The organism is Streptomyces sp. NPDC059248, assembly GCF_042753905.1.
Lineage (GTDB): Bacteria > Actinomycetota > Actinomycetes > Streptomycetales > Streptomycetaceae > Streptomyces.
The window spans coordinates 63,185-89,944 of record NZ_JBHYZV010000008.1 but is presented as its reverse complement, the minus strand read 5'-3'; the positions used below and the strand labels follow the sequence as shown (position 1 = coordinate 89,944).

At 74.0% G+C, this 26,760-nt stretch carries 17 protein-coding genes; 5 read left to right on the top strand and 12 right to left on the bottom strand.

The genetic code is table 11. The annotated features are described in order from the left end of the window. Nucleotides 1-431: 431 nt before the first annotated feature. On the top strand, nt 432-2,054 hold the full coding sequence (locus ACFXG1_RS05580) for an acyl-CoA synthetase (RefSeq protein ID WP_384741261.1): 1,623 nt from the start codon (nt 432-434) through the stop codon (nt 2,052-2,054). Here ACFXG1_RS05580 and ACFXG1_RS05575 read toward each other — a convergent pair. Further along, entirely contained in the window at nt 2,009-5,026 is a 3,018-nt protein-coding gene (locus ACFXG1_RS05575; RefSeq protein ID WP_384741258.1) for an FAD-binding and (Fe-S)-binding domain-containing protein, read from the bottom strand. The genes ACFXG1_RS05580 and ACFXG1_RS05575 overlap by 46 nt on opposite strands. A 40-nt stretch (nt 5,027-5,066) precedes the next feature. Next, nucleotides 5,067-6,233, bottom strand: a complete 1,167-nt coding sequence (locus ACFXG1_RS05570) for a pyridoxal-phosphate-dependent aminotransferase family protein (protein ID WP_384741255.1) — start codon at nt 6,231-6,233, stop codon at nt 5,067-5,069. A gap of 96 nt (nt 6,234-6,329) precedes the next feature. On the opposite strand from ACFXG1_RS05570, the gene ACFXG1_RS05565 reads away from it, so the two are divergent. From ACFXG1_RS05565 to ACFXG1_RS05555, 3 genes are all read left to right on the top strand, one after another. Further along, nucleotides 6,330-7,085, top strand: a complete 756-nt coding sequence (locus ACFXG1_RS05565) for an IclR family transcriptional regulator (protein WP_384741253.1) — start codon at nt 6,330-6,332, stop codon at nt 7,083-7,085. Nucleotides 7,086-7,441: 356 nt separating this feature from the next. Further along, nucleotides 7,442-8,839, top strand: coding sequence for an SLC13 family permease (locus tag ACFXG1_RS05560; RefSeq protein WP_384741249.1), 1,398 nt, complete (start codon nt 7,442-7,444; stop codon nt 8,837-8,839). A 471-nt stretch (nt 8,840-9,310) separates the two neighbouring features. Next, nucleotides 9,311-9,916 carry a LuxR C-terminal-related transcriptional regulator gene (locus tag ACFXG1_RS05555; RefSeq protein ID WP_384741246.1) on the top strand — a complete coding sequence of 202 codons (606 nt, stop codon included), beginning with the start codon at nt 9,311-9,313 and terminating at the stop codon, nt 9,914-9,916. 43 nt (nt 9,917-9,959) lie between these two features. Here the strand turns inward: ACFXG1_RS05555 and ACFXG1_RS05550 are convergent, their stop codons facing one another. The 7 genes from ACFXG1_RS05550 to ACFXG1_RS05520 form a co-directional block, all read right to left on the bottom strand. Beyond that, nucleotides 9,960-11,846 (bottom strand): ATP-binding cassette domain-containing protein, encoded by a 1,887-nt coding sequence (locus ACFXG1_RS05550; protein ID WP_384741243.1) that lies wholly within the window; start codon nt 11,844-11,846, stop codon nt 9,960-9,962. Further along, on the bottom strand, nt 11,843-13,582 hold the full coding sequence (locus tag ACFXG1_RS05545) for an ATP-binding cassette domain-containing protein (protein WP_384741240.1): 1,740 nt from the start codon (nt 13,580-13,582) through the stop codon (nt 11,843-11,845). The genes ACFXG1_RS05550 and ACFXG1_RS05545 overlap by 4 nt, the downstream gene beginning before the upstream one ends. 163 nt (nt 13,583-13,745) lie before the next feature. Further along, complete coding sequence (locus ACFXG1_RS05540) at nt 13,746-13,889, bottom strand: SapB/AmfS family lanthipeptide (protein ID WP_384741237.1); 144 nt, start codon at nt 13,887-13,889, stop codon at nt 13,746-13,748. 21 nt (nt 13,890-13,910) lie between these two features. Next, the gene (gene lanKC, locus ACFXG1_RS05535) at nt 13,911-16,517 is read right to left on the bottom strand and encodes a class III lanthionine synthetase LanKC (protein ID WP_384741234.1); all 2,607 of its coding nucleotides are present in this window, start codon (nt 16,515-16,517) and stop codon (nt 13,911-13,913) included. A 431-nt stretch (nt 16,518-16,948) separates the two neighbouring features. Further along, complete coding sequence (locus ACFXG1_RS05530; RefSeq protein ID WP_384741231.1) at nt 16,949-18,055, bottom strand: calcium:proton antiporter; 1,107 nt, start codon at nt 18,053-18,055, stop codon at nt 16,949-16,951. Between the two features lie 145 nt (nt 18,056-18,200). Then, nucleotides 18,201-19,790, bottom strand: coding sequence for an acyl-CoA synthetase (locus ACFXG1_RS05525; protein ID WP_384741228.1), 1,590 nt, complete (start codon nt 19,788-19,790; stop codon nt 18,201-18,203). Continuing rightward, on the bottom strand, nt 19,787-20,929 hold the full coding sequence (locus tag ACFXG1_RS05520) for a nitronate monooxygenase (RefSeq protein WP_384720633.1): 1,143 nt from the start codon (nt 20,927-20,929) through the stop codon (nt 19,787-19,789). The genes ACFXG1_RS05525 and ACFXG1_RS05520 overlap by 4 nt, the downstream gene beginning before the upstream one ends. Before the next feature lie 185 nt (nt 20,930-21,114). On the opposite strand from ACFXG1_RS05520, the gene ACFXG1_RS05515 reads away from it, so the two are divergent. Then, entirely contained in the window at nt 21,115-22,953 is a 1,839-nt protein-coding gene (locus tag ACFXG1_RS05515; RefSeq protein ID WP_384720630.1) for a serine hydrolase, read from the top strand. Between the two features lie 43 nt (nt 22,954-22,996). Here ACFXG1_RS05515 and ACFXG1_RS05510 read toward each other — a convergent pair whose 3' ends face one another. The 3 genes from ACFXG1_RS05510 to ACFXG1_RS05500 all read right to left on the bottom strand — a co-directional run bounded on the left by ACFXG1_RS05510 (nt 22,997) and on the right by ACFXG1_RS05500 (nt 26,709). After that, nucleotides 22,997-24,541, bottom strand: a complete 1,545-nt coding sequence (locus tag ACFXG1_RS05510; RefSeq protein WP_384741224.1) for a phytoene desaturase family protein — start codon at nt 24,539-24,541, stop codon at nt 22,997-22,999. A 183-nt stretch (nt 24,542-24,724) separates the two neighbouring features. Beyond that, a complete protein-coding gene (locus tag ACFXG1_RS05505; RefSeq protein WP_384717863.1) occupies nt 24,725-25,723 on the bottom strand; it encodes an oxidoreductase in 999 nt (332 codons plus the stop codon). A 71-nt stretch (nt 25,724-25,794) separates the two neighbouring features. Beyond that, nucleotides 25,795-26,709, bottom strand: coding sequence for a LysR family transcriptional regulator (locus tag ACFXG1_RS05500; protein ID WP_384741303.1), 915 nt, complete (start codon nt 26,707-26,709; stop codon nt 25,795-25,797). Nucleotides 26,710-26,760: the final 51 nt, after the last annotated feature.

Sequence of the window (26,760 nt, the reverse complement as noted above, 5' to 3'; positions counted from 1 at the left end):
CGTCAGATGTTCGGTACCGGTGGTACCGGTGGTACCGGTGGTACCGGTGCCGTCGGTGGGGGTGGTGCTGTCGGTGCCGGGCGCCGGTCCTGTCCCGGTGTCCGCCGTGCCGTCGTCGTCGTGCCGTGCCATGCGCGGGCCTCCCGTCGTCGGACGGGAACAGGTTGCAGCAGCCGGGCGGCTGGTACAAGGGTTTTCTGACAGATAGTCAGATCATCTGTGCGGGCCCTCTTCCCACTTGGGCCGCCGGGCGCTCTAATGACCGCCTGTCCGCCGGTTCGGCACGCCTCGCGGGGTGTCCCGGCACATGTGTCGCCCGTACGGCGGCCGGGCCGCGGACGCCCTCTTCGCGCGTGGGTCGTACGGGCGGGGAGACGAGCCGGCAGCACCCGCGGAGTCCCGAGCACCCGGAGCAGGGGGCAGGAGGAACGGTGGAGTACAACCTTGCCGACCTTTTCGAGTCCGTCGTCGACGTCGTCCCGGACCGTGAGGCGCTGGTCTACGCGGACCATCCCGGTACGGGCGCCGAGCACAGGCTGACGTACGCGGAGCTGGACGCCGCCGCGAACCGGGTCGCGCACCACCTGGCGGCGGCCGGGCTGCGGCCCGGGGAGCACCTCGGTCTCCATCTCTACAACGGCGTCGAATACCTCCAGACCGTGCTGGGCTGTCTGAAGGCCCGGGTCGTACCGGTCAATGTCAACTACCGCTATGTGGCGGACGAGCTGGCCTATCTCTACCGGGACGCGGATCTCGCGGCGCTCGTCTTCGACGCCGGGTTCGCCGGGGAGGTCGCGAAGGCGGTGCCGAGGGCCGGGCGGCTGCGGCATCTGCTGCGGGTGGGTCCGCCGCCGGCGGACGCGCCGGGTCCGGCCGCGGTCCCCTTCGAGGAGGCGACGGCCGGGGCGTCGCCGGAGCGCGGCTTCGCCGCCCGGTCGGCGGACGACCAGTTCATCGTCTACACCGGCGGGACCACCGGGATGCCCAAGGGGGTGATGTGGCGTCAGGAGGATCTGTTCTTCGCCGGGCTCGGCGGCGGCGCGCCGACGGGTGAGCCGGTGCGCCGCCCCGAGGAGCTGGCGGAGCGGGTGGCCGCCGGGGGCGACGGGATCACCTTCTTCCCCACGGCCCCGCTGATGCACGGCACCTCCACCCTGACCGCCTTCATCGGCTTCGACTTCGGCCAGCGGGTGGTGCTGCACCGGCGGTTCGTGCCGGGCGAGGTGCTCCGTACGATCGAGAAGGAGCGGGTCACCTCCGTGTCACTGGTCGGGGACGCGATGCTCCGGCCGCTGGTCGACGCGCTCGCCGGGCCGCTGCGGGGCACCGATCTGTCGGCCCTGTTCAGCGTCTCCTCGTCGGGCGCCGTCATGTCGGAGACCGTACGGGCCCAGTTCGCGGCGCTGGCCCCGGGTGTGCTGCTGCTGAACAACTTCGGTTCGTCCGAGTCGGGTTTCAACGGGACGGCGACCGAGGACTCCGGGCCCGAGCGGGGTTTCCGGCTGCGGATGAACGAGCGGACGGCGGTGGTCGACCCCGTGACATTCGCCCCGGTCGCGGTCGGCGAGCCGGGCCGGATCGCCCAGCGGGGCCATGTCCCGCTGGGCTACTACAACGACGCGGCGAAGACCGCGGAGACCTTCTTCCGGCGCGGCGACGAGCGGTGGGTGCTGCTCGGCGATATGGCGACCGTCGACGAGGAGGGTGTGGTCACGGTCCTCGGCCGGGGGTCGCAGTGCATCAACACCGGCGGCGAGAAGGTGTATCCGGAGGAGGTGGAGCAGGCCCTGAAATCGCATCCGGACGTCTACGACGCCCTGGTGGCCGGGGTGCCGGACGCGACCTGGGGCCAGCGGGTCGCGGCGGTCGTCCAGGTGCGCGACGGGGCCCCGCCGCCCACGCTGGACGAGATCCGGACGCACTGCCGGGGCATGATCGCCGGTTACAAGCTGCCCCGCCGGCTGGTGGTCGCGGCGGAGATCCGCCGCTCCCCCACCGGCAAGGCGGACTACCGCTGGGCACGGTCCGTGGTGTCGGAGGCCGCCCCGGGGTGAGGGACGCCCCCGGACCCCGGGGCCAGGGCCGCGCGGATCAGCTGGACCGGGTGCCAGGCCGTGCGTTCGGTGCCGTGGAAGATCTGCTGGCGGCAGGAGACCCCGGTGGCGACGATCACGGTGTCGTCGCCCTCGGCCCGTACCGCGGGGAAGAGCCGGTCCTCCCCCACGGTCAGCGACACCTCGTAGTGCTCGGACTCGAAGCCGAACGAGCCCGCCATCCCGCAGCAGCCCGCGTCGACCTCGACCACGTCGGCGCCCGGGATGCGGCGCAGCAGTTCGACGGTGGCGGCGGTGCCGACCTCGGCCTTCTGGTGGCAGTGGCCGTGGTAGAGCAGCCGTCGTCCGGCCGGCCAGCTCTCGGCGTCGAGCCGGAGCGCGCCCTCGTCGATGGCTTTCACCAGCAACTCCTCGACCTGGGCGACCCGTCCGGCGATATCCGCGACGGCCGAGTCGCCGGGCAGCAGGGCGCGGTGCTCGTCGCGCAGGGTCATCAGACAGGACGGTTCGCAGCCCACGACGGGTGAGCCGGGCGGGGTGGTCTCGGTCAGCAGGTGCGCCAGTTTGAACGCCTTGTCGGCGGCGTCGTCCACCAGCCCCTTGGAGAGGCTGGACCGGCCGCAGCAGCCGCGGCTCTCCAGCCGGACGTCCCAGCCCGCGCGTTCCAGCAGCTCGATCGCGGCCCGCCCGATCTCCGGCTCGGTGTAGGTGGTGAAGGAGTCGGCGAGATAGGTGACGGCGCCCCGGCCGCCGGGGGCGGGGGCGTGGCGCCGGTGGCGGCGGAACCAGCCGACGAGGCTGCGGCGGGCGAACCGGGGCAGCGGTCGCTCCCGGGCGATCCCGAGGAACCGGTCCAGCAGGATCCGCAGCGGCCCGATCCGGCCCGGGAGGTTGGAGAGCGGCGCGGTGGCCGAGCCCAGCCGGTTGAGGAAGCGGATCGATCCGAAGATCCGGGACCGCAGCGGGACACCGTGGAGGTCGTGGTGGTGCGAGAGCGCCTCGGCCTTGAGGGTGGCCATGTCGACGCCGAGGGGGCATTCGCTCTTGCACGCCTTGCACATCAGACAGAGGTCGAGGACCTCGTGGAGGCGTTCGTCGCCGAGCGCCTTCTTGGGGTCGGGTTCGGAGAGGGCCTTGACGAGGGCGCCCGCCCGGCCGCGGGTGGCGTCCTCCTCGTTGCGGGTGGCCATATAGGAGGGGCACATGGTGCCGGTGCCGCTCTTGCGGCACAGGCCGATGTTCATACAGCGGTCGGCGGCGCCGCGCATTCCGCCGAGGACGTCGAAGTCGAGCCGGGTACGGAACTCCGGGGCGGGCGGCAGGGCCGGATCGCGCAGATGGTCCGTCATCGCGGGCGCGTCGACGATCTTCCCCGGGTTCATCCGGTCGTCGGGGTCGAATACCCGTTTGACCTGGCGCATCGCCTCGTACAGGGTGTCGCCGAAGATCTCCCGGTTGAACTCGCTCCGGGCCAGACCGTCGCCGTGCTCGCTGGAGTTGACGCCGCCGTACTCGGTGACCAGGTCCTTGATCTCCTCGGCGACGGTCCGCATGGTGGCGATCTGCCCGGGGTCGGTGAGGTCGAGGAAGGGCCGGATGTGGAGACAGCCGACGGAGCAGTGGCCGTAGAAGCCGGCGGACAGCCCGTGGGCGTCGAGGATCTCCTTGAAGCGGGCGGTGTACTCGGCGAGATGGACCGGGTCGACGGCGGTGTCCTCGACGAAGGCCAGGGGCCGCCGGGTGCCCTCGCCCGCCGCCATCAGGAGCCCGAGTCCGGCCTTGCGCACCTTCAGCAGCGCGCCCCGCTGCTCCGGGGTGGTGGCGAGCAGGGTGTGGTAGCCGTGGCCCTCGGCGCGCCACAGTGATGTCAGCCGGTGCAGCCGGTCCTTGAGTTCGGCCTCGTCGTCCCCGGTGAAGGCGACGAAGAGGAGGGCCTCGGGGTCGCCTTCGAGCAGGGCGCCCAGGGACGCGTACTCGATCTTGCGGCGGGAGAGTTCCAGGATCGTCCGGTCCATCAGCTCCACGGCCGACGGGTCGAGGGAGAGGGCGGACTCGGTGGCCCCGATCGCCCCGGCGACGGAGGTGAAGTGGCCGACGGCGAAGAGGGTGTGCCGGGGTTTGGGCACCAGGTCGACCAGGGCCCGGGTGGCGATGACCAGGGTGCCTTCGGAGCCCACCACGAACTTGGCCAGGTCGAACGGGGTATCCGTGCGGGCCAGCCGGTCGAGGCGGTAGCCGCAGGCGCGCCGCCAGAACCGCGGGAAGCCGTCGGCGATCGCGTCCGCGTTGGCCCGCACGATCTCGGGGAGTTCGCGGTAGAGCCGCCCCTCCAGGGTGGCGCGGCCGGCCCGGCGGGCGCGTTCCGCCTCGTCGACGGGTTCGAAGCGGGCGGTGGTGGCGTCGGAGAGGACCACGTCGAGGGCGCGGACGTGGTCGATGGTCATCCCGTGGCGCACCGAGCCGCTGCCCGCGGAGTTGTTGCCGATCATGCCGCCGAGGGTGGCCCGGTTGCTGGTGGAGGTGTCCGGGCCGAACATCAGCCCGTGCGGGGCGGCGGCCCGGTTGAGCCGGTCCTGGACGACACCGGGTTCGACCAGGGCCGTACGGGAGGCCGGGTCCAGCTCGATGATCCGGTTCATATGGCGGGACAGGTCGATGACGAGGCCGGGTCCTACGGTCTGGCCGGCGAGGCTGGTGGCCGCGCCCCGGGGCAGGACGGGCAGACCGTACTCGGCCGCGGCGGCGACCGCGGCCCTGACGTCGTCCTCGTGCCGGGGGAAGACCACGCCCCTGGGCACGATGGCGTACATGGAGGCGTCGCGGGAGAAGAGGTGGCGGGTGTAGTCGTCGAAGGCGACCTCGCCGTCCAGCTCCCGGCTCAGCCGGCGTTCGAGAGCGCGGTCCGCGGCGGGGGAAGAGGCGGGGTCCGGGGCCGGGGGCACGGCCTCGGGGGTTTCGTGGACGGATGTCATCGGCGCGGCTCCCAGGAGAGTGCGGTCGGGCTGCGGTGCGTCACGGCGTGCTGAGCACCTCCAGGGCGGCCGGGAGTCCGGCCGGGTCGGCGGAGACTCCGGCGAGGCCGAGGCCCATCTGCACACCCGCGAGGGTGCCGGCGAGCGTCAGATCGTTGAGGTGGCCGAGGTGGCCGATGCGGAAGACCCGGCCCGCGAGCTTGCCGAGGCCCGCGCCGAGCGACATGTCGAAGCGCTCCAGCACGATCTCGCGGAGCTTGTCGGCGTCGTGCCCCTCGGGCATCAGAACGGCGGTGAGGGAGCCGGAGTACTCCCGCTCGTCGGCGCAGAGGACCTCAAGACCCCAGCCCCGGACGGCGGCCCGGGTCGCCTCGGCGTGGCGGGCGTGCCGGGCGTAGACCTCGGGGAGCCCCTCGGTGTGGAGCATCTCGACGGCCTCCGCCAGCCCGTACAGCAGGTTGGTGGCGGGGGTGTACGGGAAGAAGCCGCGCCGGTTGGCCTGGAGGATCGGTCCCCAGTCCCAGAACGAGCGGGGCAGCCGGGCCTCTTCACGGGCGGCCAGGGCCTTGGCGCTGACCGCGTTGAAGCCGAGGCCCGGCGGGAGCATCAGGCCCTTCTGCGAGCAGGAGACGGTGACGTCGACGCCCCAGGCGTCGTGGCGGTAGTCGATCGAACCGAGGGAGGAGATGGTGTCGACCAGCAGCAGGGCGGGGTGTCCGGCGTCGTCGATGGCGCGGCGGATCTCGGCGATCCGGCTGGTGACTCCGGTGGAGGTCTCGTTGTGGACGACGCAGACCGCCTTGACGGTGTGTCCGGTGTCGGCGGCGAGCCGGCGGGCGAGTTCCTCCGGGTCGGCGCCGTGCCGCCAGTCGCCGGGCACGACCTCGGTGACCAGACCGAGTGCGGTCGCCATCTCCTCCCACAGGCCGGCGAAGTGACCGGTCTCGAAACAGAGCACCCGGTCGCCGGGGCTGAGGGTGTTGACCAGGGCGGCTTCCCAGGCGCCGGTGCCGGACGAGGGGTAGATCACGACGGGTCCCGTGGTGCCGAACACGGGCTTGACGACGTCGAGCAGACGGGTGGTCAGGGCGGCGAACTCGGGGCCGCGGTGATCGATGGTCGGGGCAGACATGGCGCGGAGCACCTGGTCGGGAACGTTGGTGGGGCCGGGGATCTGAAGGAAGTGACGGCCGGTGCGAACGGTCATGGAAGGGACTCCTCCAAGGGCTTGTGCCGTGTCGCGGCACGTTGTACCGTAAGATGGCACGGGGAGAATGACACGGCCCGACCGGGGAGTCAATGCATGCAGAACGTTCTCAACGCGCTCCGCACCCTCGAAGAGGTCGCGGAGCGGCAGCCGGTGGGGGTCGCGGAGCTGGCCCGCGCCCTCGGCCTGCCCAAGAGCTCGACCCAGCGCGCGCTGGTGACGCTGCACGAGGCGGGGTGGATCAGACCGGCGCCGGGGACTCCCACCCGATGGGCGGTGACCACCAAGGCACTCCATGTCGGACGGCGCGCCACGGGCGAGTTGAGCCTGCGCGACATCGCGGTGCCCGTGATGGAGGAGCTGCGCAGGCGGACGGACGAGACGGTGCATCTGACCGTGCCCGAGGGCGGCAAGGTGGTGCTGATCGAGCGGCTGGAGACCAGTAAGCCGGTACGGATCATCCTGCCGCTCGGGCACGCGCTGCCGGTCCACGCCTCGGCGAACGGCAAGGCGCTGCTGGCCGCGGGGGCGCCGGAGGCGGTGGAGCGCCTGATCACCGGGGGCCTCGAACAGTTCACGGACACCTCGATCACGGACGCCGGCGCCCTGCGCGCCGAGCTGGCCCGGATCCGGGAGCGGGGGTACGCGACCAACCGGGGCGAATGGCGGACGGACGTCTCGGCGGTGGCCGCCGCGGTCCTGGACGCGGACGGCACCCCCGTGGCGAGCATCAGCGTCAATGTCCCCAGCAGCCGGATGACCGACGAGAGCCGGGCCGCCCTCGGAGCGGCGGTCCGGGACGCGGCACGGGCGGTCGGCGAGGCGCTGGGGCGGCGGACCGGGTCAGGGTGACGGGTCGGGGCGACGGACGGGGGTGACGGGACTGAGGTAATGAGACCGGCGGGCGTACCGGGATACGGCACGAACCGGGGGCGGAGCCGGGCCGTTTCGGGGATTTTCCGCGCGACCCCTTGACGGGGCCGGGGAGCGGGTCTTGCATACTCCTCATTGCAGAATTCATATTCCATATGGCGGAAAACATGTGATGCGTGGGGACAGCGCGTCACCCATCCCGCCCCCTCGGCACCGCCCCCCACCTCCGCACGCCCCGTCCGGCGACGGCCGCACCCGGTCTCGCCGGCCGCCGGCGCGCGGATCCGACGGTGCCCCGCCCGCCAGTGACCATCGGCCGAAGGCGAGGAAGCCTCGTGTCAGATCACGTCATAGCCATTACCGCCCTGGCTCTGGTATTCACCATTGCCACCGTCACCTCGGTTCATATGGGGGCTCTGGCCATCGTGGCCGCCTTCATCACCGGGACATTCTTCTTCGAACAGACGTCGGACGACATCTTCGGGGGCTTCCCCGGCGATCTCTTCGTCGTTCTGGTCGGCGTCACATTCCTCTTCGCCATCGCCCGTAACAACGGCACCGTCGACTGGCTCGTCCAGGCGTCGGCGCGGGCCGTCCGGGGCCGGATCGCCCTCATTCCCTGGGTGCTCTTCCTCGTCACCGCCGTACTCACCGCCGTGGGAGCGGTGGTCCCCGCCGCGGTCGCCATCGTCGCCCCGATCGGCGCGGGCTTCGCCGTCCGCCATCGCATCAATCCCGTCCTGATGGGCCTGTTCATCATCAACGGGGCCAGCGCCGGGGGCTTCTCCCCCATCAGCGTCTTCGGCAGCATCACCAACGGGGTGGTGGAGCGCAACGGACTCCCGGGGAATCCGTCGCTGCTCTTCGCCAGCTCCTTCGTCTTCAACGCCCTGCTCTGCCTGGTCGTCTTCTTCCTCTTCGGGGGACGCGGCCTGCTGGGCCGCCGGGTGGGCGCCGAAGGACCGCCCGGCGGCGCGGCCGGGCACTCCGGGAGCGGATCGGGACCGGACTCCCGGCCCGTACACCCCGACGGCGGCGGGGTATCCCCGCCACCGGGCGGCGGCCGGGGCGGCGTGGCGGTGGCACCGGCCCGCGCCACGACCGGGACGGTCACCGCCGAGCCGCCCGAACTCCGGCTCGACCGCGTACGCGCCCTGACCCTGCTCGGGCTCGCCGGACTGGTGGCCGGCGCCCTCTTCTTCGATCTCCATGTCGGACTGCTCGCCCTGACCGTCACCGTGGTCCTGTCGCTGCTCTCCCCGGAGTCGGCGAAGGGGGCCGTGGACCGCTGCGCTTGGTCGACGGTGCTCCTGGTCTGCGGGATCGTCACCTTCGTCGGGACGATGGAGCGGATCGGCACCATCGAGTACCTGGGCACCAGGGTGGCGGACGTCGGCGCGCCCCTCTTGGGCGCCCTGCTGATCTGCGCGATCGGGGCCGTCGTCTCCGCCTTCGCCTCCACGACCGGCATCCTCGGCGCGCTGATCCCGCTCGCGGTGCCCTTCCTGCTGGCCGGGGAGGTCGGCGCGGTCGGTCTGGTGATCGCCCTGGCGATCTCGTCGTCGGTGGTGGACTCCTCCCCCGTCTCCACCAGCGGCGCGCTGGTGACCGCGAACGCGCCGGAGGCCGAACGGGAGACGGTCTTCCGCCGGCTGATGGTGTGGGGGTTCGGTATGGCGGCCGTGGCGCCACCGCTGACCTGGCTGCTGTTCGTGGTGCCCGGCTGGCTCTGAGAGCGGCCCCGGCGGAACATCCGCGGCGGGGAGCGGCCGGCGCCGCCGAGCGGAAAGGAGATCACCGAAAGGCCCCCGGCCCGTCCGCGATGTACGGCGGACGGGCCGGACGTTCGCCCGTCGCGGGGGCGGTCTTCCGGCCATCCTCCGGCGGGCGGCGGCCGGGCCGGACGGCGGCGGATGCGGAGGGAAACGTACCGGTGCGGGTCCACCGGAACCGACCGGCGCGGAGGAACGCATTCCTCTGCCCGGTCGCACTGCCTGGAAAAGGCGGAAAACAATTCCTCCGAGCCGAGTTACCGGCGGGTCATATTCCGGACGTGGATTCCGGCCAGCGCCCGAACGCCACCGGGCGTATTAGTCACTTAGTCAGTGGTGCGGGTTTCAACCGTGCTGAACTGGTTAACAGTGGCGCACAGCGCGTCAGGCAGACGCGCTGTGGGTGTGGAGTCGCGAGTGGAGGAACATCACATGACGAGCGTTCTGCTGGTCCACGCGGTGTCGCTGTGGCGGGCGTCTTTGGCCTGTCTGCTCAGTCAGGACGGAAGCCTGGAGATCCGTGCCACGGACAAGGGCGGGGTGAAGGCCGCGGTGGCGGAGTGTCCACCGGACGTGGTGGTCACCGACCTGGAGTGTCCGCACTCCATGGAGGTTCTGACCTTCATGGAGTCTCTGCGCGCCGACGCCGAGTTCCGCCCCGGTCTGGTCGTGCTGGCCCGCGCGGACCGGACCGGCGATCTGCGCCGGGCCGGGGACGCCGGGGCCACCGGGTACGTCGACAAGCTCGGTCCCGTGGGCAGTCTCGGGGACGCGGTGAGCAAGGTGGCGGCGGGCGGGCGGCATATCGACGAGTCGCTGGCTTTCGGCCTGTTGCGCGCTTCCGAAGTGCCGCTGTCACCACGGGAGTTACGCGTGCTCGAACTGGCGGCGGAGGGCGAGTCGGTGACCTCGATAGCCAGCGCCCTGCATCTGGCGAGCGGCACGGTGAGAAACTATCTGGCGGCGGCGATACGGAAGACGGGCGGGCGCAACCGGCTCGACGCGATACGCCTGTCCAGAGACTTCGGCTGGTTGTGAGAGCGGCGACCGGGCGGGCGGAGGGCCGCCGCGGGCACCGGGATCAACGGGGGCGGTGGGCGAGGTCCGCCGGAGACGGGGGCGCGGACGCCGGGGCCGACTCGGGCGCCGGAGACGGGGGCGGGGACGGTTCGGGCGCCGGGGACCGGAGGCCGGTGAGTTCCCGGAAGAAGGCGGAGCGGGCGGGGAGTTCGTCCGGGGTGCCGTACGCGGTCCTGGTGCCGTCCATGACCAGGACCCGTGCGGCGCGGCGGGCCGAGGCGAGCCGGTGGGCGATGACGACGAGGGTGTCGGCGCGGGCCGCGAGGGCGCGCTCGGCACGGGCCTCGGCACCGGGGTCGAGATGGCTGGTCGCCTCGTCGAGGACGAGCAGTGGCGCGGTCGCGACATGGGCGCGGCCCAGGGCGACGAGTTGCCGCTCCCCCTGCGAGAGGAGCCGGGGGTCGAGAACGGCGTCGAGGCCGCCGAGCCGTTCGGCGAGGGCGCCGAATCCGATGGCGGTGACGGCGGCGAGGAGTTCGCGGTCGGGGGCGTGGGGGCTCAGATAGCGCAGATTGTCGCGGAGCGTGCCGGTGAAGACGTACGGGCGCTGGGGCAGCAGGGTCCGTACGGCGGTGGGTTCGGCCTCGGCGGTGGGGCGGCCCAGCCAGCGGACCTCGCCCGCGGTCGGGAGGGCCAGGCCCGCGAGGACGGCGGCGAGGGTGGACTTGCCGCTGCCGCTGGGGCCGACGACGGCGAGATGGTCGCCGGGGCGCAGGCGCAGGTCGAGCCGGTCGAGGACCGGGCGGGCGTGGGGCCCGTACGCGAACGAGACGGACCGCAGCTCGGCCAGGGGGGCGGGAGCCGGCGCGCGGGCCCCGGGTACGGTCCCGGGCCCGGGATCCGGCGCGGGGGCCGGGTCGGGGGACGAGGCCGGGTCGGGGTGCGGCCCGGGATCCGGGTCGGGCGGCAGGGTCACCGGGCCGGTGAAGCGGTCGAGGACGACCAGCAGCCGTCCGCCGGCGGTGCCCAGCGCGGCCAGCAGGGCGTTGAGCGCGGGCCCCAGGGACGTCGTCAGATAGGTGAAGGCGCCGACGAGTTCTCCGGTGGTGAGGCCGCGGCCGAGCAGCCACGGCGCGGTGGCGAGGAGCAGCAGCGGGGGCAGCCGCTCGCCGACGGCCAGGGCCAGGATCCGTACGGCGCTCCAGCGGGCCAGCGACCGGGCGGCGCCGGTCTGGGCGGCGGCGAGCTCCCGGGCCCGCTCCCCCACCGGTCCCGCGGCCCCGGCGGCGGCGATGTCGCGCAGGGACGCCGCGGTGCGTCCGGCGTGGGCGGCGAAGTCCTCGTCGGCGTCGAGATAGGCGCGTTGCCGGGCCCCCATCGGGGCCAGGGTGGCCAGGAACAGTCCGATGCCGGCGAGCAGCGGCGGTACGACGACGACCAGGAGCAGCGGGGAGAGCGCGGCGAGTCCGGCGAGTGCGGCGGCGGCGGTGAACACGAAGCCCCGGACGGCCAGGACCAGTCCGGCCCAGCCGTCGCGGGCGATCTCGCTCTGGTGCGTGACCTGCGAGACGGCGCCGGTGGTGGCGCCCGGGTGGCCGGGGTCGGTGGCGAGGGCGCGGGCGGCGGACCGTCGTACGAGTCCGTCGCGCAGCGGTTCCACGAGGTCGGCGAGGGCGGCGAAGACGCCCCGCTGGGCGAGGAAGGCGGGGACGACGGCGACCGCGGAGACGGCGAGCCAGAGCATTCCGGTGGCGGGCGCGCCGGAGAGGAAGCCGTCGTCGAGGGCTCGGGCCACGGCGAAGCCGCCGACGAAGGTCTGGGCGAACTCCAGCAGGGACCAGGCGGTGAGCCGCCGGAGCGCCGGGCGGCGCGCCCGCAGGAAGGGGAGCCCTTCGGCGGTGACGCGGCGGACGGAGCCCCGGGCGGAGGGGGCTTCGGCCGCGGTCACGGCCGTACCTCCTGCACGGACCCGGTGGACGGCTCGCCCGGCTGGTCCCGGGGCTCGGCGGTGTCGAACACGGCGCGGTACTCCGGGTCGTGCCACAGCTCCCGGTGCGGTCCGACCGCGCGGATCCGGCCGTCCGCCAGCCAGACGACGCGGTCGGCGGCGGCGGCCGTCGCGGCGCGGTGGGCGACCACGAGCCGGGTGCAGCTGCCCGCGCGGCGGGCCAGGGCGCGCTGGACCCGGGCCTCGGTGACGGTGTCGAGGCTGGCGGTGGCGTCGTCGAGGACGAGCAGCCGGGCGGGCCTGACGAGGGCGCGGGCCAGGCCGAGGCGCTGGTACTCGCCGCCGGAGAGGGGCGCGTCGGCGAGCGCCGTGTGCCGCCCGTCGGGCAGCAGGGCGACGAAGCCGTCGGCGGAGGCGTCCCGCAGGGCCGCCTCGATCTCGGCGGGCGCCGGCCGGTCGGGGCCGAGGGCCACGGTGTCCTCGATGGTCGTCCCGAGCAGGGCGGGGCGGGCGAAGGCGCAGGCGACGTCGTGGCGGAGCCGGACGGGATCGACGCCGTCGAGGGGCACGCCGTCGAGGGCGACGGTGCCGGCGTCGGGGTCGGTGAGGCGCCCGGCGACGGCGGCCAGCAGGGACTTGCCCGCGCCGGAGCGGCCGACGACGGCCGCGGACGTACCGCCGGGCACGGTGAGCGTGACGTCCGTCAGCAGGGCGCGGCCGTCGCGGTGGATGCCGATACCGCGCAGCTCCAGCCGTCCGGGGCCGCCGTCGGGGAGGGTGAGGGACCGGTGGGGTACGGGGGCGAGGGCGAGCAGCGGGTCGAGGCGCCGGGCGGCGGCGCGGCCCCTGGCCAGGGCGCCGAGGGTGGCGGTGAGGGCGCCGAGGCCCATGGCGAGGACGGCGTAGCGGGCCACGGCGAGCAGTTCGCCGACGGTGATGGCGCCCGCCGCGAGCCGGGTTCCGGCGACGGCGAGGACGAGGACAGTGAGCAGCGGCATGAGCACGGCGGCTTGGCCGGTGGCGGTGCCCTGGATGCGCCAGGTGCGCCGGCCGTGGGCGGCGAGCCGGGTGAGGGGTTCGGTGATCCGGCGGTGCTCGCGGGTCGCGGTACCCGCGGCGCGTACGGTGGCGATCCCGTCCACGGCCTCGGTCAGCCGGGTCGCGACGAGGGCCTGTTCCCGCTGGTAGTCGGCGGCGGCGTCGGCGCTGCGCCGGACCAGGGCCCCGAGCAGCAGGGCGACGGCGGGCAGTCCGGCGACGAGGGCGATACCGGTCCACGGGTCGACGGCCAGCAGGGCGATCGCGGCGCCGATGGGCAGCAGGGCCGCGGCGACGGCGGCGGCGGCCGATACCGGGACGGACGCGGCGTCGGCGGCGTTGGCGGTGGCCCGGGTGGTGAGGTCGCCGGGCGGCAGCTCTCCGGCGCGGTCGGGCGCGGCGCGCACCAGCCGGTCGACGACCGTGGTGCGCAGCCGGGCGGCGCGGACGGCGGTGCTGGTGCCGCCGAGGAGGGCGACGAGTGCGTCGAGCCCCGCTTCGGCGGCGGTCAGTGCGGCGCAGAGCGCGAGTCCGGCCCAGGGGACGCCCTTTCCGGCGATCGCCTGGTCCAGGGTCCGGCCGAGGGCTGCGGGCAGGGCGACGGCGGCCAGGGCGGCGCCGACGGAGCACAGGACGAGGGCGACCGGCACGGCCCGTCCCGCTCCGGCCGGTGGCGCGGGTGGCTGGACGCGGGTCATCCGGGGCGGTCCTTCCGGGGTGCGGGCGGGGAGGTCCGGGTCGTGTCGTGTCCTGCGGATCGGGGCGCGTGAGCCGGGCGGGACGTTCGCGGGGCGGCCCGGGACGACGGGACCGGTCCCGGGCGCGGGGCCCGGGACCGGTCCGTATGCGCCGCGAGGGGCGTCAGCAGGCCAGCAGGCTCAGGTAGCTGTGGTGGCCGCAGGACGTGAGGCTCAGGTTGCTGCCGGTCTCGACGTCGCCGAAAGCCTCTTCCTCGACGGTGTCGAGGGCCTGGAGGTCGAGAAGCGCCATGGGGTTCTCCTTCATCAGTGGGGACGGTTGTGTTGCTCAGTGGTGCGCGACCCCTGGGTGGGGCCGGTCTGTGGGCCGCGGCGGGCGCGGCGTGAGGAAGGGCAGGGTCGCGGGGGTGTCCGCGTACACGCTGCCGAGGGCGAGCAGGACCCCGGCGGTACCGGTGGCCAGGTCCATCGAGCGGCGCATCAGCTGCTCGCCGGGGAAGGCGAGTTCGCCCTGGTAGGGGGTGGCTTCGAGGCCGAGGAGCCGCAGATGGCGGGTGATCGCCCGGCGGCGGTCCGCGGGGTCGCCCAGCGGGCTGCGGGCGAGCTGGAGGACGAGTCCGGCCACCCCCCGGAAGAGCCCGGGCTGCACGTAGAAGGCGGAGCACACGCCGGGTGTGATCGCCCGGCGGGCGGCCTCGAACCGTTCGTCGGTGCGGTGGGCCAGATACTCGTCGAGTACGAGGGCGAGTCCGGCGCTGCCCGCGCCCAGATAGGGCATCAGCCGCTTGCCCTCGACGACGAGGAGGGCGTCCCCCGCGCCGGGCTTGCAGCGGTCGAGGTCCCTGGAGAGGGCGGCGGCGGCCAGGTCGAGCAGGGCCGGGTCGCCGGTGGTCTCGTAGCGGCGGATGAAGAGGAGGGCGATCCCGGTGGCGCCGTGCAGCAGCCCGGTACGGGGCGAGGGGCGTCCTTCGGTGAGGGAGCGGGCGGCGTGGGCCGCGCAGCGGTCGGCGGCGGCCTTGAGGATGCGGGCGTCGGTTCCGGAGGCGTCCCCGGCGAGGTCGTCGAGGGCGAGGGCGATACCCGCCTGGCCGCTGTGGAGGTCGGCGGAGAACCGTTCGAGGGGCTGTTCGGCGACGAGCCGGGCGAGTTCGGCGGCCCGGTCGTGGTGGCCGATGCGGTGCAGGGTCCAGGCGATGCCCGCGAGCCCGTCGTGGAATCCGGGCGGGGTGCCGGGCTCGACGGTCTTGGTCCGTGCCAGCAGCCATTCCTCGGCCTCGGGGGACGGCGGGGCGCCGGTCTCCCGCAGGGCGTAGAGCACTCCGGCGGCGCCGGTCGCGAAGCACTGTCCGCCGGCTCGGGTGGTGAACTGGGTGATGTCGCCGGGGAAGCAGCGGTCGTCGCGCTCGGGGGTGAAGGAGGCGGCGATCGCCCTGGCCATGGAGTCCCGGCTGCGCGGCCAGTCGCCGGGTTCGGGGACGTCGGGCCCGGGGGTGTGTTCGGCCGGGGTGCCCCGGACGATCTCCCGTACGGCGGGGGCGAGCGCGGCCTCGTCGGTTCCGAAGAGCCGGGCGGCGTCCCGGGCGAGCCTGGGGGCGCGCCCCCGGTCGACGAAGAAGAGCGTCGTCAGGGGCAGCAGCAGGGCGAGCCTGAGGCAGGCGAGGGCGTACCGGTCGATATCGCTGCCGGTCCGGTCGGCGGGGGCGACGAAGGCGGGGTTGGCGACGGTCTGGCGGCGGTCCGTGTCGGTGGTGGGGAACGCGGCCTCGAAGTCGAGGAGGACCACCCGGGTCTCGTCCTCCGTCACCATGATGTTGTTCATGTGGAGATCGCTGAAGACGAGGCCGCGGTCGTGGACGCGGCGGACGGCGTCCTCGACGAGGCCGTGGATCCGGGCGGCCCAGTCGGCGTGCTCGGCGGCGGCTTCGGCGGACGGTTCGGGCACATTGAGCGGGAAGCGCCGGGCGAGCAGGGTGTTGAGGGTGTGCCCCGGTATGTGCTCCAGGGCCAGGAAGTGGTGGCCGCCGATGTCGAACGCCTCGTGGACGGCGGGTACGCAGTCGAGTCCGGCGAGCTGTTCGAGCGCCGTGCGTTCGCACTCCAGCCGGGTGACGGCGTCGGCGCCGTCGGCGGCGAGTCCGGCGTGGGGCCTGGCCTCCTTGAGGACGACGGTCGCGCCGGTACGGGTGTCGCGGGCCCGGTAGACCCCGCCGCCGTTGGAGAAGTGCAGGGCCGCCTCGATCGCGTACGGCATCCCGGTGGTGCCGAGGGCGGCCCGGGCTTCGAGGTGCGGACGGAGGAAGGCGGGCGGGGTGACCCAGGCGGGGGTCTTGAGGGACGGGCCGCGCGGGTCGGGTACGAGGGTGCCGTCGGGGTCGGCGATCGCGACCACGGGCCGGCCGTCGGGGCCGAGACAGTACCGGGCGGCGAAGGCCCCGTACCGGACGTACACCGGTCCGTCGCCCAGCCGCAGATCGCTCAGGACGTACGGTCCGTGCTCGCCGTCCAGCAGGGCGGTCAGATCGTCGCAGACCTGCTGGAGGGTCTCGTCCCCGAGGGGGTAGACGGTGATGAACTTGCCGCTGCCGGCGCGGTCCGCGTACTTGGCGTTGCGGATGTGCAGCAGCCGGGGCGAGGGGACGAACTTGTGCGGCAGCCGGTGCGTCAGACAGTAGTCGTGCACCCGTCGCAGCACGGAGGCGGCGTTGTCGGCGGCGGCCGAGACATGGATCTTCCAGCCCTGGGCGGGCAGCTCGGTGCCGGCCGGGTGGAAGCCGAGCCAGTCGCCGTCGGGGTGGGTCTCCCAGCCCTCGGGGACGGCGGCGCCGGCGGGGGCGAAGAGCGACGCGTCCGGAGCGGTGGCGGTGGAGCGGGCCCGGTGCGGTGCGTCGTAGAAGTCACCGTCGGCCTGGCAGTACACGCCGTACTCCGGGTTCACTCGGCCTCCCTCTCCCTCGTGTGCCGTTCGGATCCGTGGCCGCGGCCCGGGCCGAGGCGTCCTCGTGGGTCGTGACGCCTTCGGGGTCGTGGGCCCGGACCGCGGTGCTGTCGCGGGTGCCGTCCGGCCCGACCGTTCGTACGGGCTTTCGCGGCGAGACAGAGATTTCCACCCGGGCGGGGCGGGCGGACAGTCGTCGATGTCATGTCTCGTTCATGCGCCGGACACATGGGGAACGTGTGAGTAGCACATGGGACCGCGCACGGACGGGCCGCACGAACGGGGTGTGCGGGCGCGGCGCGCCGACGGGGCGCGCACCGCCGGGGCCGGAGCTGCGGCCGGGGCCGTGACCAGGCGGGAAGGGCCGCGGTACGGCGGCGGGAAGAGCCTTCGTCAGGGCAGTCGCCGGGGCCTCGGCACGGGAGGGTTCGTCAGGGGCTGAAGGAGAGGAAGACGAACGCGGCGAAGATCACCAGATGGACGCCGCCCTGGAGCAGGGTGGCCCGGCCGGGTACCACGGTCAGGGCGCTCACGACGGCCGTGAGGGCGAGGAGGACCGTGTTGGTGGGGCCCTCGCCGAGGATCAGCGGTCCCGACAGCCAGATACTGGCCAGCGCGATGACCGGGATCGTCAGTCCGATACTGGCCATGGCGGAGCCGTAGGCGAGGTTGAGGCTGGTCTGCGTCCGGTCGTTGCGGGCGGCGCGGACCGCCGCCAGGGTCTCCGGGAGCAGCACCATCAGGGCGATGACCACACCGACGGCGGCGCTCGGCAGTCCGGCGCTCTCGACGCCCCGTTCGATCGAGGGCGAGATGAGTTTGGCGTTGCCGACGACCCCGACCAGGGCGACGAGGAGCAGCGCCAGACTCCCCCAGGTCTGCGGGACGGTGGGGGGTTCGGCGTGTTCGTCGGGTCCGCACGGGGAGCCGTCGGGCCGTACCGGCAGGAAGTAGTCGCGGTGGCGGACGGTCTGGACGCCGATGAAGAGCCCGTACAGCAGGAGGGACGCCACCGCGGCGAAGGCGAGCTGGCCGCCGGTGAACTCGGGGCCCGTTTTGCCGGTGGTGAAGGTCGGGACGATCAGGGTGAGGGTGGCCAGGGTGCAGCCGATGGCGACGGCGCCGCCGGAGCCCTCGGCGTTGAAGACGGCGATCCGGTTGCGCAGGGTGGCGACGAGCAGGGAGATGCCCACGATCCCGTTGCAGGTGATCATCACGGCGGCGAAGACGGTGTCCCGGGCGTAGGTCGACGCCTTGTCCCCGCCGCCGATCATCAGCATGACGATCAGGCCGACCTCGATGATGGTCACCGCGACGGCCAGCACGATGGAGCCGAAGGGCTCGCCGACCCGGTGGGCGACGACCTCGGCGTGGTGGACGGCGGCGAGTACCGCCGCGAAGAGGCAGAGCGCCAGGACCGCAACCGCGACACCGGGCAGTTCGCGGCCCCAGGCGGCGACCAGGGCGATCACCGCGACCAGCGGCGCCCAGGTGGTCCACTGCGTCAGGAGCACTGGCTGCCCGTTGCCGGTCTTCATGACCGCCACGGTGCCATCGGGGGCGGCGGGGCGCGCGAGGAGTTGCGCCGATGGTGTCGGGGGAGGTGGTCTCGGGGGCTGTGGTACCGGGGCGGTAGTACGGGGCGGGCGCGGCCGGACCCGTACCGGCGTCGGCCGCGCCGGATCACAGCGGGCGTTCGCGGCCCTCCCAGTAAGGGGCGCGCAGGGTGCGTTTGTACAGCTTGCCGTTGGGGTCGCGGGGCAGGGCGCCGGAGAAGTCGATACTGCGGGGGCGTTTGTACGAGGCCAGCAGCCGGGCGCAGTGCGCGAGCAGTTCGCCGGCCAGTTCGGCGGTGGGCTCCCGGCCTTCGGCGGGTTCGACGACGGCCTTGACCTCCTCGCCCCGGTCGGGGTGGGGGATGCCGAAGACGGCGGCGTCGGCGACCGCCGGATGGGCGAGCAGCGCGCCCTCGATCTCCGCCGGGTAGATATTGACGCCGCCGGAGATGATCAGGTCGATCTTGCGGTCCCGCAGGAAGAGGAAGCCGTCCTCGTCGAGGAGGCCGAGGTCGCCGACGGTGAACCAGTCGCCGATCCGGTTCCGCTCGGTCTTGGCGTCGTCCTTGTGGTAGCGGAAGCCGCCGGTGGACATCCTCAGATAGACGGTGCCGACCGTGTCCGGCGGCAGCCGCTCGCCGTCGTCGCCGAAGACGGCGATCTCGGTGATGGGCCAGGGGGCGCCGACCGTGCCCGGCTTCCTCAGCCAGTCCTCCGCGCTCGCGAAGGTCCCACCGCCCTCACTCGCCGCGTAGTACTCCTCGACACAGCTCCCCCACCACCCGATCATGGCGCGTTTGACCTGCTCGGGGCAGGGCGCGGCACCGTGGACGGCATGGCGCATCGACGAGACGTCGTACCGCAGCCGGACCTCGTCGGGCAGGGCGAGGAGCCGGTGGAACTGGGTGGGCACCATATGGGTGTGGGTGCAGCGGTACGTCTCGACCAGGCGCAGCATCTCCTCGGGCGTCCACCGGTCCATCAGGACCAGGGGGTGGCCGATGTGCAGGGAAGCGGCCGCGAACTGGAGGACGGCCGTGTGGTACAGCGGTGAGCAGACCAGATGGACATGGCCGTCGAAGGGGTGGATGCCGAAGAAGCGGAGGAAGCCGCCGAGGTGGGTGTCCTCGGGGAGCCGTCCGCCGAGGGGGCGGCGGATGCCGCGGGGCCGTCCCGTGGTGCCGGAGGTGTAGTTCATCACCCAGCCGAGTTCGCGGTCGGCGGGCGGGGTCCCCGGGTGTCCCGTGAGCAGTTCGGCGTACGGGCGGAAGCCTTCCACCGGGCCGACGGCGTGGCGGGCGGCCGGTGGCAGTCCGGCCTCGTCGGCCGCCGGGGCCGCGGTGTCGGCGAACCGTTCGTGGGCGATGAGGACGCGGGCGCCGGAGTCGGTGAGGATATGGGCGATCTCGGGGGCGACGAGATGGTGGTTGACGGGGACGAGGTACATCCCGGCCTGGGTGGCGGCGAGCTGGGCGGTGAGGAGTTCGGCCCCGTTGGGGAGGACGACGGCGAAGGCGTCGCCGCGGCCGACACCGGCCGCGCGCAGCCCGTGGACCAGCCGGTTGGCGTCCCGATGGAGCCGTCCCGCGGTCCACTCCTCCCCCTCGGGGGTGATCAGTACGGTGCGGTCCGGGTCGGCGGCGGCCTGGGCCCAGAAGCCGTGGGGAGGGCCGGACGGGGGCGCGGGGATCCCGGACCGCTCGGGCCGCCCGGTCATCGGCGGTCCCTCCCCGCGACGCGGACGACCCGGTCGACGGCGGCCTCGAACTCCCGGGTCAGTTCGTCCAGTACGGCCCTGACGGGGCGTTCCTCGGTCATCCGGCCGACGATCTGGCCGACCGGGGTGCCGAGCAGCGGGGCGACCTCGTACCTCTGGATCCGGGACACGGCCTCGGCGACCAGCAGGCCCTGGAGGGGCATGGGCAGCGGTCCCGGCCCCCCGGGATCGTCCCAGGCGTCGGTCCACTCGGTCCTCAGCTGACGGGCGGGCTTGCCGGTGAGCGCTCGGGAGCGGACGGTGTCGCCGGATCCGGCGGCGAGGAGTTTGGCGGTGAGCGCGCGGGAGTGGAGGTCGGCCTCGGTGGTGGTGAGCCAGATCGAGCCGAGCCAGACCCCCTGGGCGCCGAGGGCGAGTGCGGCGGCGATCTGCCGTCCGCTGCCGATGCCCCCGGCGGCGAGTACGGGCAGCGGGTCGACGGCGTCCACGACCTCCGGGGTGAGGACCATGGACGCGATCTCGCCGGTGTGGCCGCCGGCCTCGTACCCCTGGGCGACGACGATGTCGATCCCGGCGTCGGCGTGGTGGCGGGCGTGCCGGGCGCTGCCGGCGAGCGCCGCGACCCGGACGCCCCGTTCACGGGCGCGGGCGACGACATCGGCGGGCGGGGAGCCGAGGGCGTTGGCGAGCAGCCGGATCGGATAGTCGAAGGCGACGTCGAGCTGGCTGCGCGCGACCCGCTCCATCCAGCCGGTGATCCGCCAGCCGGACTCCTCGCCCTCGGGCAGCGGCGGCACGCCGTGGCGGTCGAGGACGTCCGCCACGAACCGCCGGTGCCCCTCGGGGATCATCGCCTCCACATCGGCCTCGGTCGGTGTCCGGCCGCCGGGGGACGCGGCGACGTCGGTGGACGCGGCGGACTTGGCGGGCATGACGACATCGAGTCCGTAGGGCTTGCCGCCGGTGTGCTTCTCCATCCAGTCCAGATCGCGCCGCAGCTCGTCGGGGTCGGTGTAGCGGACGGCGCCGAGGACACCGAATCCGCCCGCGCGGGTGAGGGCCGCGGCCACCGCCGGGAACGGCGTGAAGCCGAAGATGGCGTGCTCGACGCCGAGGGATGTGCTCAGCTCCGTCTCCATGGGCGCAGGATGCCGCAGCCGCCCGGAGACCGGAAGACATTTTCTGATGCTACGTCAGATAACGGAGTGTCAGCGATCATGAGGGAAAGAACGGTTGACAGCGGCGGCGCGCCGGAAGAACGTTTCATCTCGGATCGACTCCACGAAAGATACTTTCAGCGGTACGCGACGGAATCGAGGCGCGGGTGACGAAGGACGCGGCGGCGGAGGGCAGAGGCATCAGCCGGAGGAGACTGGGCGGCGGGGTTCTGGCGGTGGGCGGCGCGCTGGCGCTGGGCCCGGTCGCCTTCGCCCACGCGGCACCGGAACCGGGTACGGCGGGCGGCGGCGCGGGAGGCTTCCCGGCCGGGGGCTCCGGCGGACGGCCGACCCTGCGGCACGGCGGTCCGCGGCGCGCGGGGCTGATCCCCGAACAGCTCGATCTGCTGGTCACCGACGCGGAATCGTTCCTCCGCCCGGCCCCGAACCGCCCCTGGTACGCGGGCGCCGTCCTGCTCGCCGGGCGCGGCGGTACGGTCGCGCTGCACCGGCCGATCGGACTGGCCAGGCGCTATGCCGCGTACGACGAGAAGACCGACACGGGCGTCGAGCTGCCCCCGGACGAGCAGATCCCGATGACCGGGGACACCGTCTTCGACCTGGCGTCGGTCTCCAAGCTCTTCACCTCGATCCTCGCGGTCCAGCTCGTCGAGCGGGGGAAGCTCGCGCTGGACACCGCGGTGGCGTCGTATCTGCCCGAGTTCGGCGCGGCGGGCAAGGAGGGCATCACGGTACGTCAGCTGCTGACCCACACCTCCGGGTTCCGGCCGTGGATCCCGCTGTACCGGGAGCCGACCCGGGAAGGCAAGCTGCGGATGCTCATGGCGGAGCGGCCCGCGGCCGCGCCGGGCAGCGCGTACGTCTACTCCGACCTCAATCTGATCACCCTCCAGCTGATCCTGGAGAAGCTCACGGGCCGCCCGCTGGACGTGCTGCTCCACGACGAGATCACCGGCCCGCTGGGCATGGTCCGCACCCGCTTCAACCCGCCGCCGTCGTGGCGGCCGGGGATCGCCGCCACGGAGGACTCCCGGCCGCCGTGGTCCGGGCTCGACCGCGGGATGGTGTGGGGCGAGGTCCACGACGAGAACGCGTACTCCTTCGGCGGGGTCGCCGGGCACGCGGGCGTCTTCTCCGACGCCTGGGACCTCGCCGTCCTGGCCCGTACGCTCCTCAACGGCGGCTCCTACGGCCGGGCGCGCGTCCTGCGCCCCGCATCCGTCGAGCTGATGTTCACCGACTTCAACACCGCGTTCCCGGGCGACGAGCACGGTCTCGGCTTCGAACTGAACCAGCACTGGTTCATGGGGGCGATGGCCACTCCCCTGACCGCGGGGCATACCGGGTTCACCGGGACGAGCCTCGTCCTGGACCCGACGACGGACTCGTTCCTGATCGTCCTCGGCAACTCGGTGCACCCGGTGCGCACCTGGCGCTCCGGCAGCGCGCCCCGGGTCGCCGCCGCCGACCGGATGGCCCGCGCGGTGCCGGTACGCCCGGCCGACGGCCGTACCGCCTGGTTCTCGGGGACGGCCTCCGGCACCACGGCCACCCTGACCCTGCCGGAGCTGCCCGCGTTCGGCGGCCCGGCAGGGCGTCAGCGGCTGCGCTGCTCGTTGTGGTGGGACACCGAACCGGCCGCCGACGCGCTCTTCCTGGAAGCCACCACCGACGGCGGCGCGACCTGGCGGCCGGTGCCGTTTCGGACGTCCCGTCCCGGGGAGCCGGACCGGGATCACCCCACGGGGGCGGTCACCGGCTGGTCCGGGCGGGTCTGGCACCGGCTGACGGCCGATCTGTCCGCGTGGCGGGAGACCGGTCTCCGGCTGCGCTGGCGGTACACCACCGACCGGCGGTACGTCGGGCGAGGGGCGTACGTGGACGGGATCCGGGTCGAGGACGGGCGCCGTACGGTCTTCGACGAGTCCAGGCCCCGGGACGCGGCACGGATCGAGCCGGCCGGCTGGACGGCGTCGAAGGACTGAACGGGCTCCGCGCCGAGCAGACGCAGCGGGGCGGCGGGTCGGCTCAGCGGCCCAGGACGGCCATCGCCGCGTTGTGTCCGGGGACGCCGCTGACGCCGCCGCCCCGGACCGCGCCCGCGCCGCACAGCAGGACGTTGGCGTGCCGTGTCTCCACGCCCCACCGCCCGGTGTCCTCGGTGGCGTACGGGAAGGAAAGGTCCCGGTGGAAGATGTGTCCGCCGGGCATGCCCAGCTCCCGCTCGACGTCGAGCGGGGTCTTCGCCTCGACGCAGGGCGCGCCGTCGGCGTCGGTGGCGAGGCAGTCCGCGATCGGCTCCGCCAGCCGGGAGTCCAGCTCCGCGAGGGTGCGGGCGAGGAGTTCGGCGCGGGTGCCGTCGTTGTCGCCGGCGAACAGCCGGGCCGGGGTGTGCAGCCCGAAGAGGGTGAGGGTGTGCAGTCCCCGGGCCGCCGGGCCGGGACCGAGGATCGACGGGTCGGTCAGGGAGTGGCAGTAGATCTCCGACGGCGGAGCGGTCGGCAGCCGGCCCCCGGCGGCCTCCCGGTAGGCGGTGGCGAGCTGTCCGTATCCCTCGGAGATATGGAACGTGCCCGCGAACGCGTCGCGCGGATCGACCGATGTGTCCTTGAGCCGGGGCAGCCTGCGCAGCAGCATGTTCACCTTGAACTGCGCGCCCTCGGGGGCGGGGACGGGCGGCTCGTCCCCCAGGAGCCGGGCGAGTTCGCGGGGCGCGGCGTTGACCAGGACGTGGTGGGCGGCGACGGTGCCGTCGGTGCCGTCGCCGTGCTCCGTACGGTAGCCGACCTCCGCCGCGGTGCCGTCGGTGGCGATCCGCGTCACCTCGTGGCGGGTGGCGATCTCGGCGCCGGCGGCGCGGGCCGCGTCGGCGAGGGCGTCGGTCAGCGCGCCCATGCCGCCGACCGGTACGTCCCAGTCGCCGGTACCGCCGCCGATGACGTGGTAGAGGAAGCAGCGGTTCTGGACGAGACCGGGATCGTGCGCGTCGGCGAAGGTCCCGATCAGCGCGTCCGTCAGCACCACGCCCCGGACCAGGTCGTGCCGGAACCGGCGTTCGACGGCGACACCGATCGGCTCGTCGAAGAGCTCCCGCCAGGCGGCGTCGTCGTCGATCAGGGCCCGTAGCCCGGCCCGGGTGGGCAGCGGCTCGGTAAGGGTGGGGAAGACCCGGCGCGCGACCCGTCCGGTCAGCTCGTAGAAGGCGCGCCACGCCTCGTACTCGCGGTCGTCGCCGGTGAGCGCCGCGAAGGACTCCCGGGTCCGTCCGGCCCCCACCAACAACCCCCCGGTGCCGTACGGGGTGTAGGACGACACGGTCCGCTTCCGTACGGCGAAGGAGAGCCCGAGGTCGCGCACGATGCTGCCGGGCAGCAGGGAGACGAGGTACGAGTAGCGCGAGAGCCGGGCGTCGACCCCGGCGAACGGCCGGGTGGAGACGGCGGCACCGCCGGTGACGGCGGCCCGTTCGAGCACCAGGACGGAGCGGCCCGCGCGGGCCAGGTAGGCGGCGGCGACCAGGCCGTTGTGGCCACCGCCGACGATCACGGCGTCGTACGCGGTCTGTGCGGGCATAGTGCGGACCTCGGGTCGGGGGTCGGGGGTCGGGCCGGACGAGTGCGCGGATCCGGGGCCGTGGTCACGAAGCGGGGGGCCGGATTCTACGCGGTGGCGGTGCTCCCCCCGGGCCGTCGGCCTCGGTACGGGCGCGGTGCCCCGGTCCGCTTCGGCGGAGGCGCGGAGTGCGGAGTGCGGAGTTCAGCCGAGCGCGTCCAGCAGCTCCCGCTCCCGCCCGGCGCTCAGCCCGGCCCGCCGCTCCCGGTCCAGCCCCTGCTCCCGTTCCCATCGCAGGACGTCCGCCAGCAGCTCCTCCCGCGACCTGTGCCGCAGCCCTTGCGCGCGCGCCGCCGCCCCGCTGCGTGCCGAGAAGCCCTCCCAGCCCGGCTCGGTCAGCCACATCGGCAGCGACTCGGCCCCCATGTACTCGGCCACGCCCCGCTCCAGCAGCCATGCCGACTCCGCGGTCACCACCTCGCCCAGATGGCCGCCGGTCCGCCGGGACAGCGCGATCCACTCCGCGAACGGAACCACCGGACCGACCGCGTCGTACGTGCCGGTACGCCCGCCCTCGGCGCAGTCCAGCAGCCACGCGGCCAGGTCCCGTACGTCCACGGTCTGGGTCGGCAGCGCGGGGGTGTCGGGCACCAGCATCGGCCCGTGCGGGTCGCGCGCGGCCCGGGCCGCCCAGTAGCCGGACCGTCCGCTGCCGTCACCGGGACCGCCGATGAGACCCGCGCGGGCGATCAGCAGCCGGTCGCCCACCGCGTCCGCCGACGCCCGCTCGCACACCACCTTCGCCTCGCCGTACACCGTCCGGTCCACCTCGTCCCGGCCGGTCACGGCGGCGGTCGGGACGAGCAGGGGCGTGGACTCGTCCGCGCCCGGCGTGCCGTGGGAGCCGTAGGCGCTACAGCTGGAGACATACGTCCAGTGCCCGGCCCGGCCGCCCAGCGCGTCGAGCGCCCCGCGCACGAAGCCCGGCTGCCACGACACCTCGACGACGGCATCCCACTCCCGGTCGAGCAGCGGCCCGTACGCGCCGGGCTCGCGCCGGTCGCCGACCACCAGCCGCGCCCCGTCGGCCACCGCCCCGCTCGCCCCGCGCGCCAGGCATGTCACCCGATGTCCCCGCTCGACCGCCTGCCGCGACACCTCACGGCCCACCCACGCCGTACCGCCCAACACCAAGATCTCCATCACCCCATGCAATCAGCGCGGCAACGGCAACTCCAGGACGTTCGCCGACAGCTCAGCCGGAGGACCTTCGGCTATCCGGCGCGGGCCGCGCGCGGGACTCCCCGGGAGGCCGGGTGGGGAGTGGTGCCGCGGAGGGCGTCGAGGAGAAGGAGCAGGGCGGGGTGGCCTCCGGGGGCGGTGCGTACGGCGGCGCGGAGCGGGCGTACGGGTTCGGGGCCGCGGACCCGGCGGACGGCGATCCCGGGGTGGCGGGCCCCGAGGCTCAGCGCCGGGGCCAGGGCGACGCCGAGGCCCGCGGCGACCAGGCTCTGCACGGTGGCGTGGTCCTCGCCGCCGACCACGACGTCGGGCGCGGCCGCGGTCACGGCGGACGGGCGGCGCGGCGCGGGGGCCTCGGAGACGATCCACGGTTCCCGGGCGAGGTCGGCGAGATCGACCACGCGGCGCGCGGCGAGCGGATGTCCCGCGGGCAGGACGGCACGGTAGGGGTCGTCCAGGAGATGTACCAGCCGGACCCCTTCCGGCACGCCCCCGGCAGGTCCCGGGAGGCCCGGCGCGTCGGCGACGACGGCGAGATCGACCAGTCCCCGGCCCACGTCGGCGAGCGCGTCGTCGCCGTCCACGGGCCCCACCTCGATCCGTACCTCGGGGTGCGCGGCCCGCAGCCGGGCCAGCGCCGGGGCGATCAGCGGGGCGCCGCACCCGGCGGCGTACCGCACCACGAGCCGTCCGGTGCGCCCGGCCCTGAGATCGGCGAGGGCGGTCTCGGCCTCGGCGATCTGCCGGCCGATGAGCACGGCGTGTTCGGCCAGCAGCCGTCCGGCGGCCGTGGGCCGCACCCCGCGCCCCACCCGTTCGAGCAGTACCGTCCCCGTCTGCCGCTCCAACGCGGCCACCTGCTGGCTCACGGCGGACGGCGTGTATCCCAGCCTCGCGGCCGCCGCGGTGACGGATCCTCCGGCGACCACGGCGCACAGAACCCGCATACGCCTCACGTCGAGCACATCCAGAGCTTAGGCCCCCGGGGACCCGCCCCG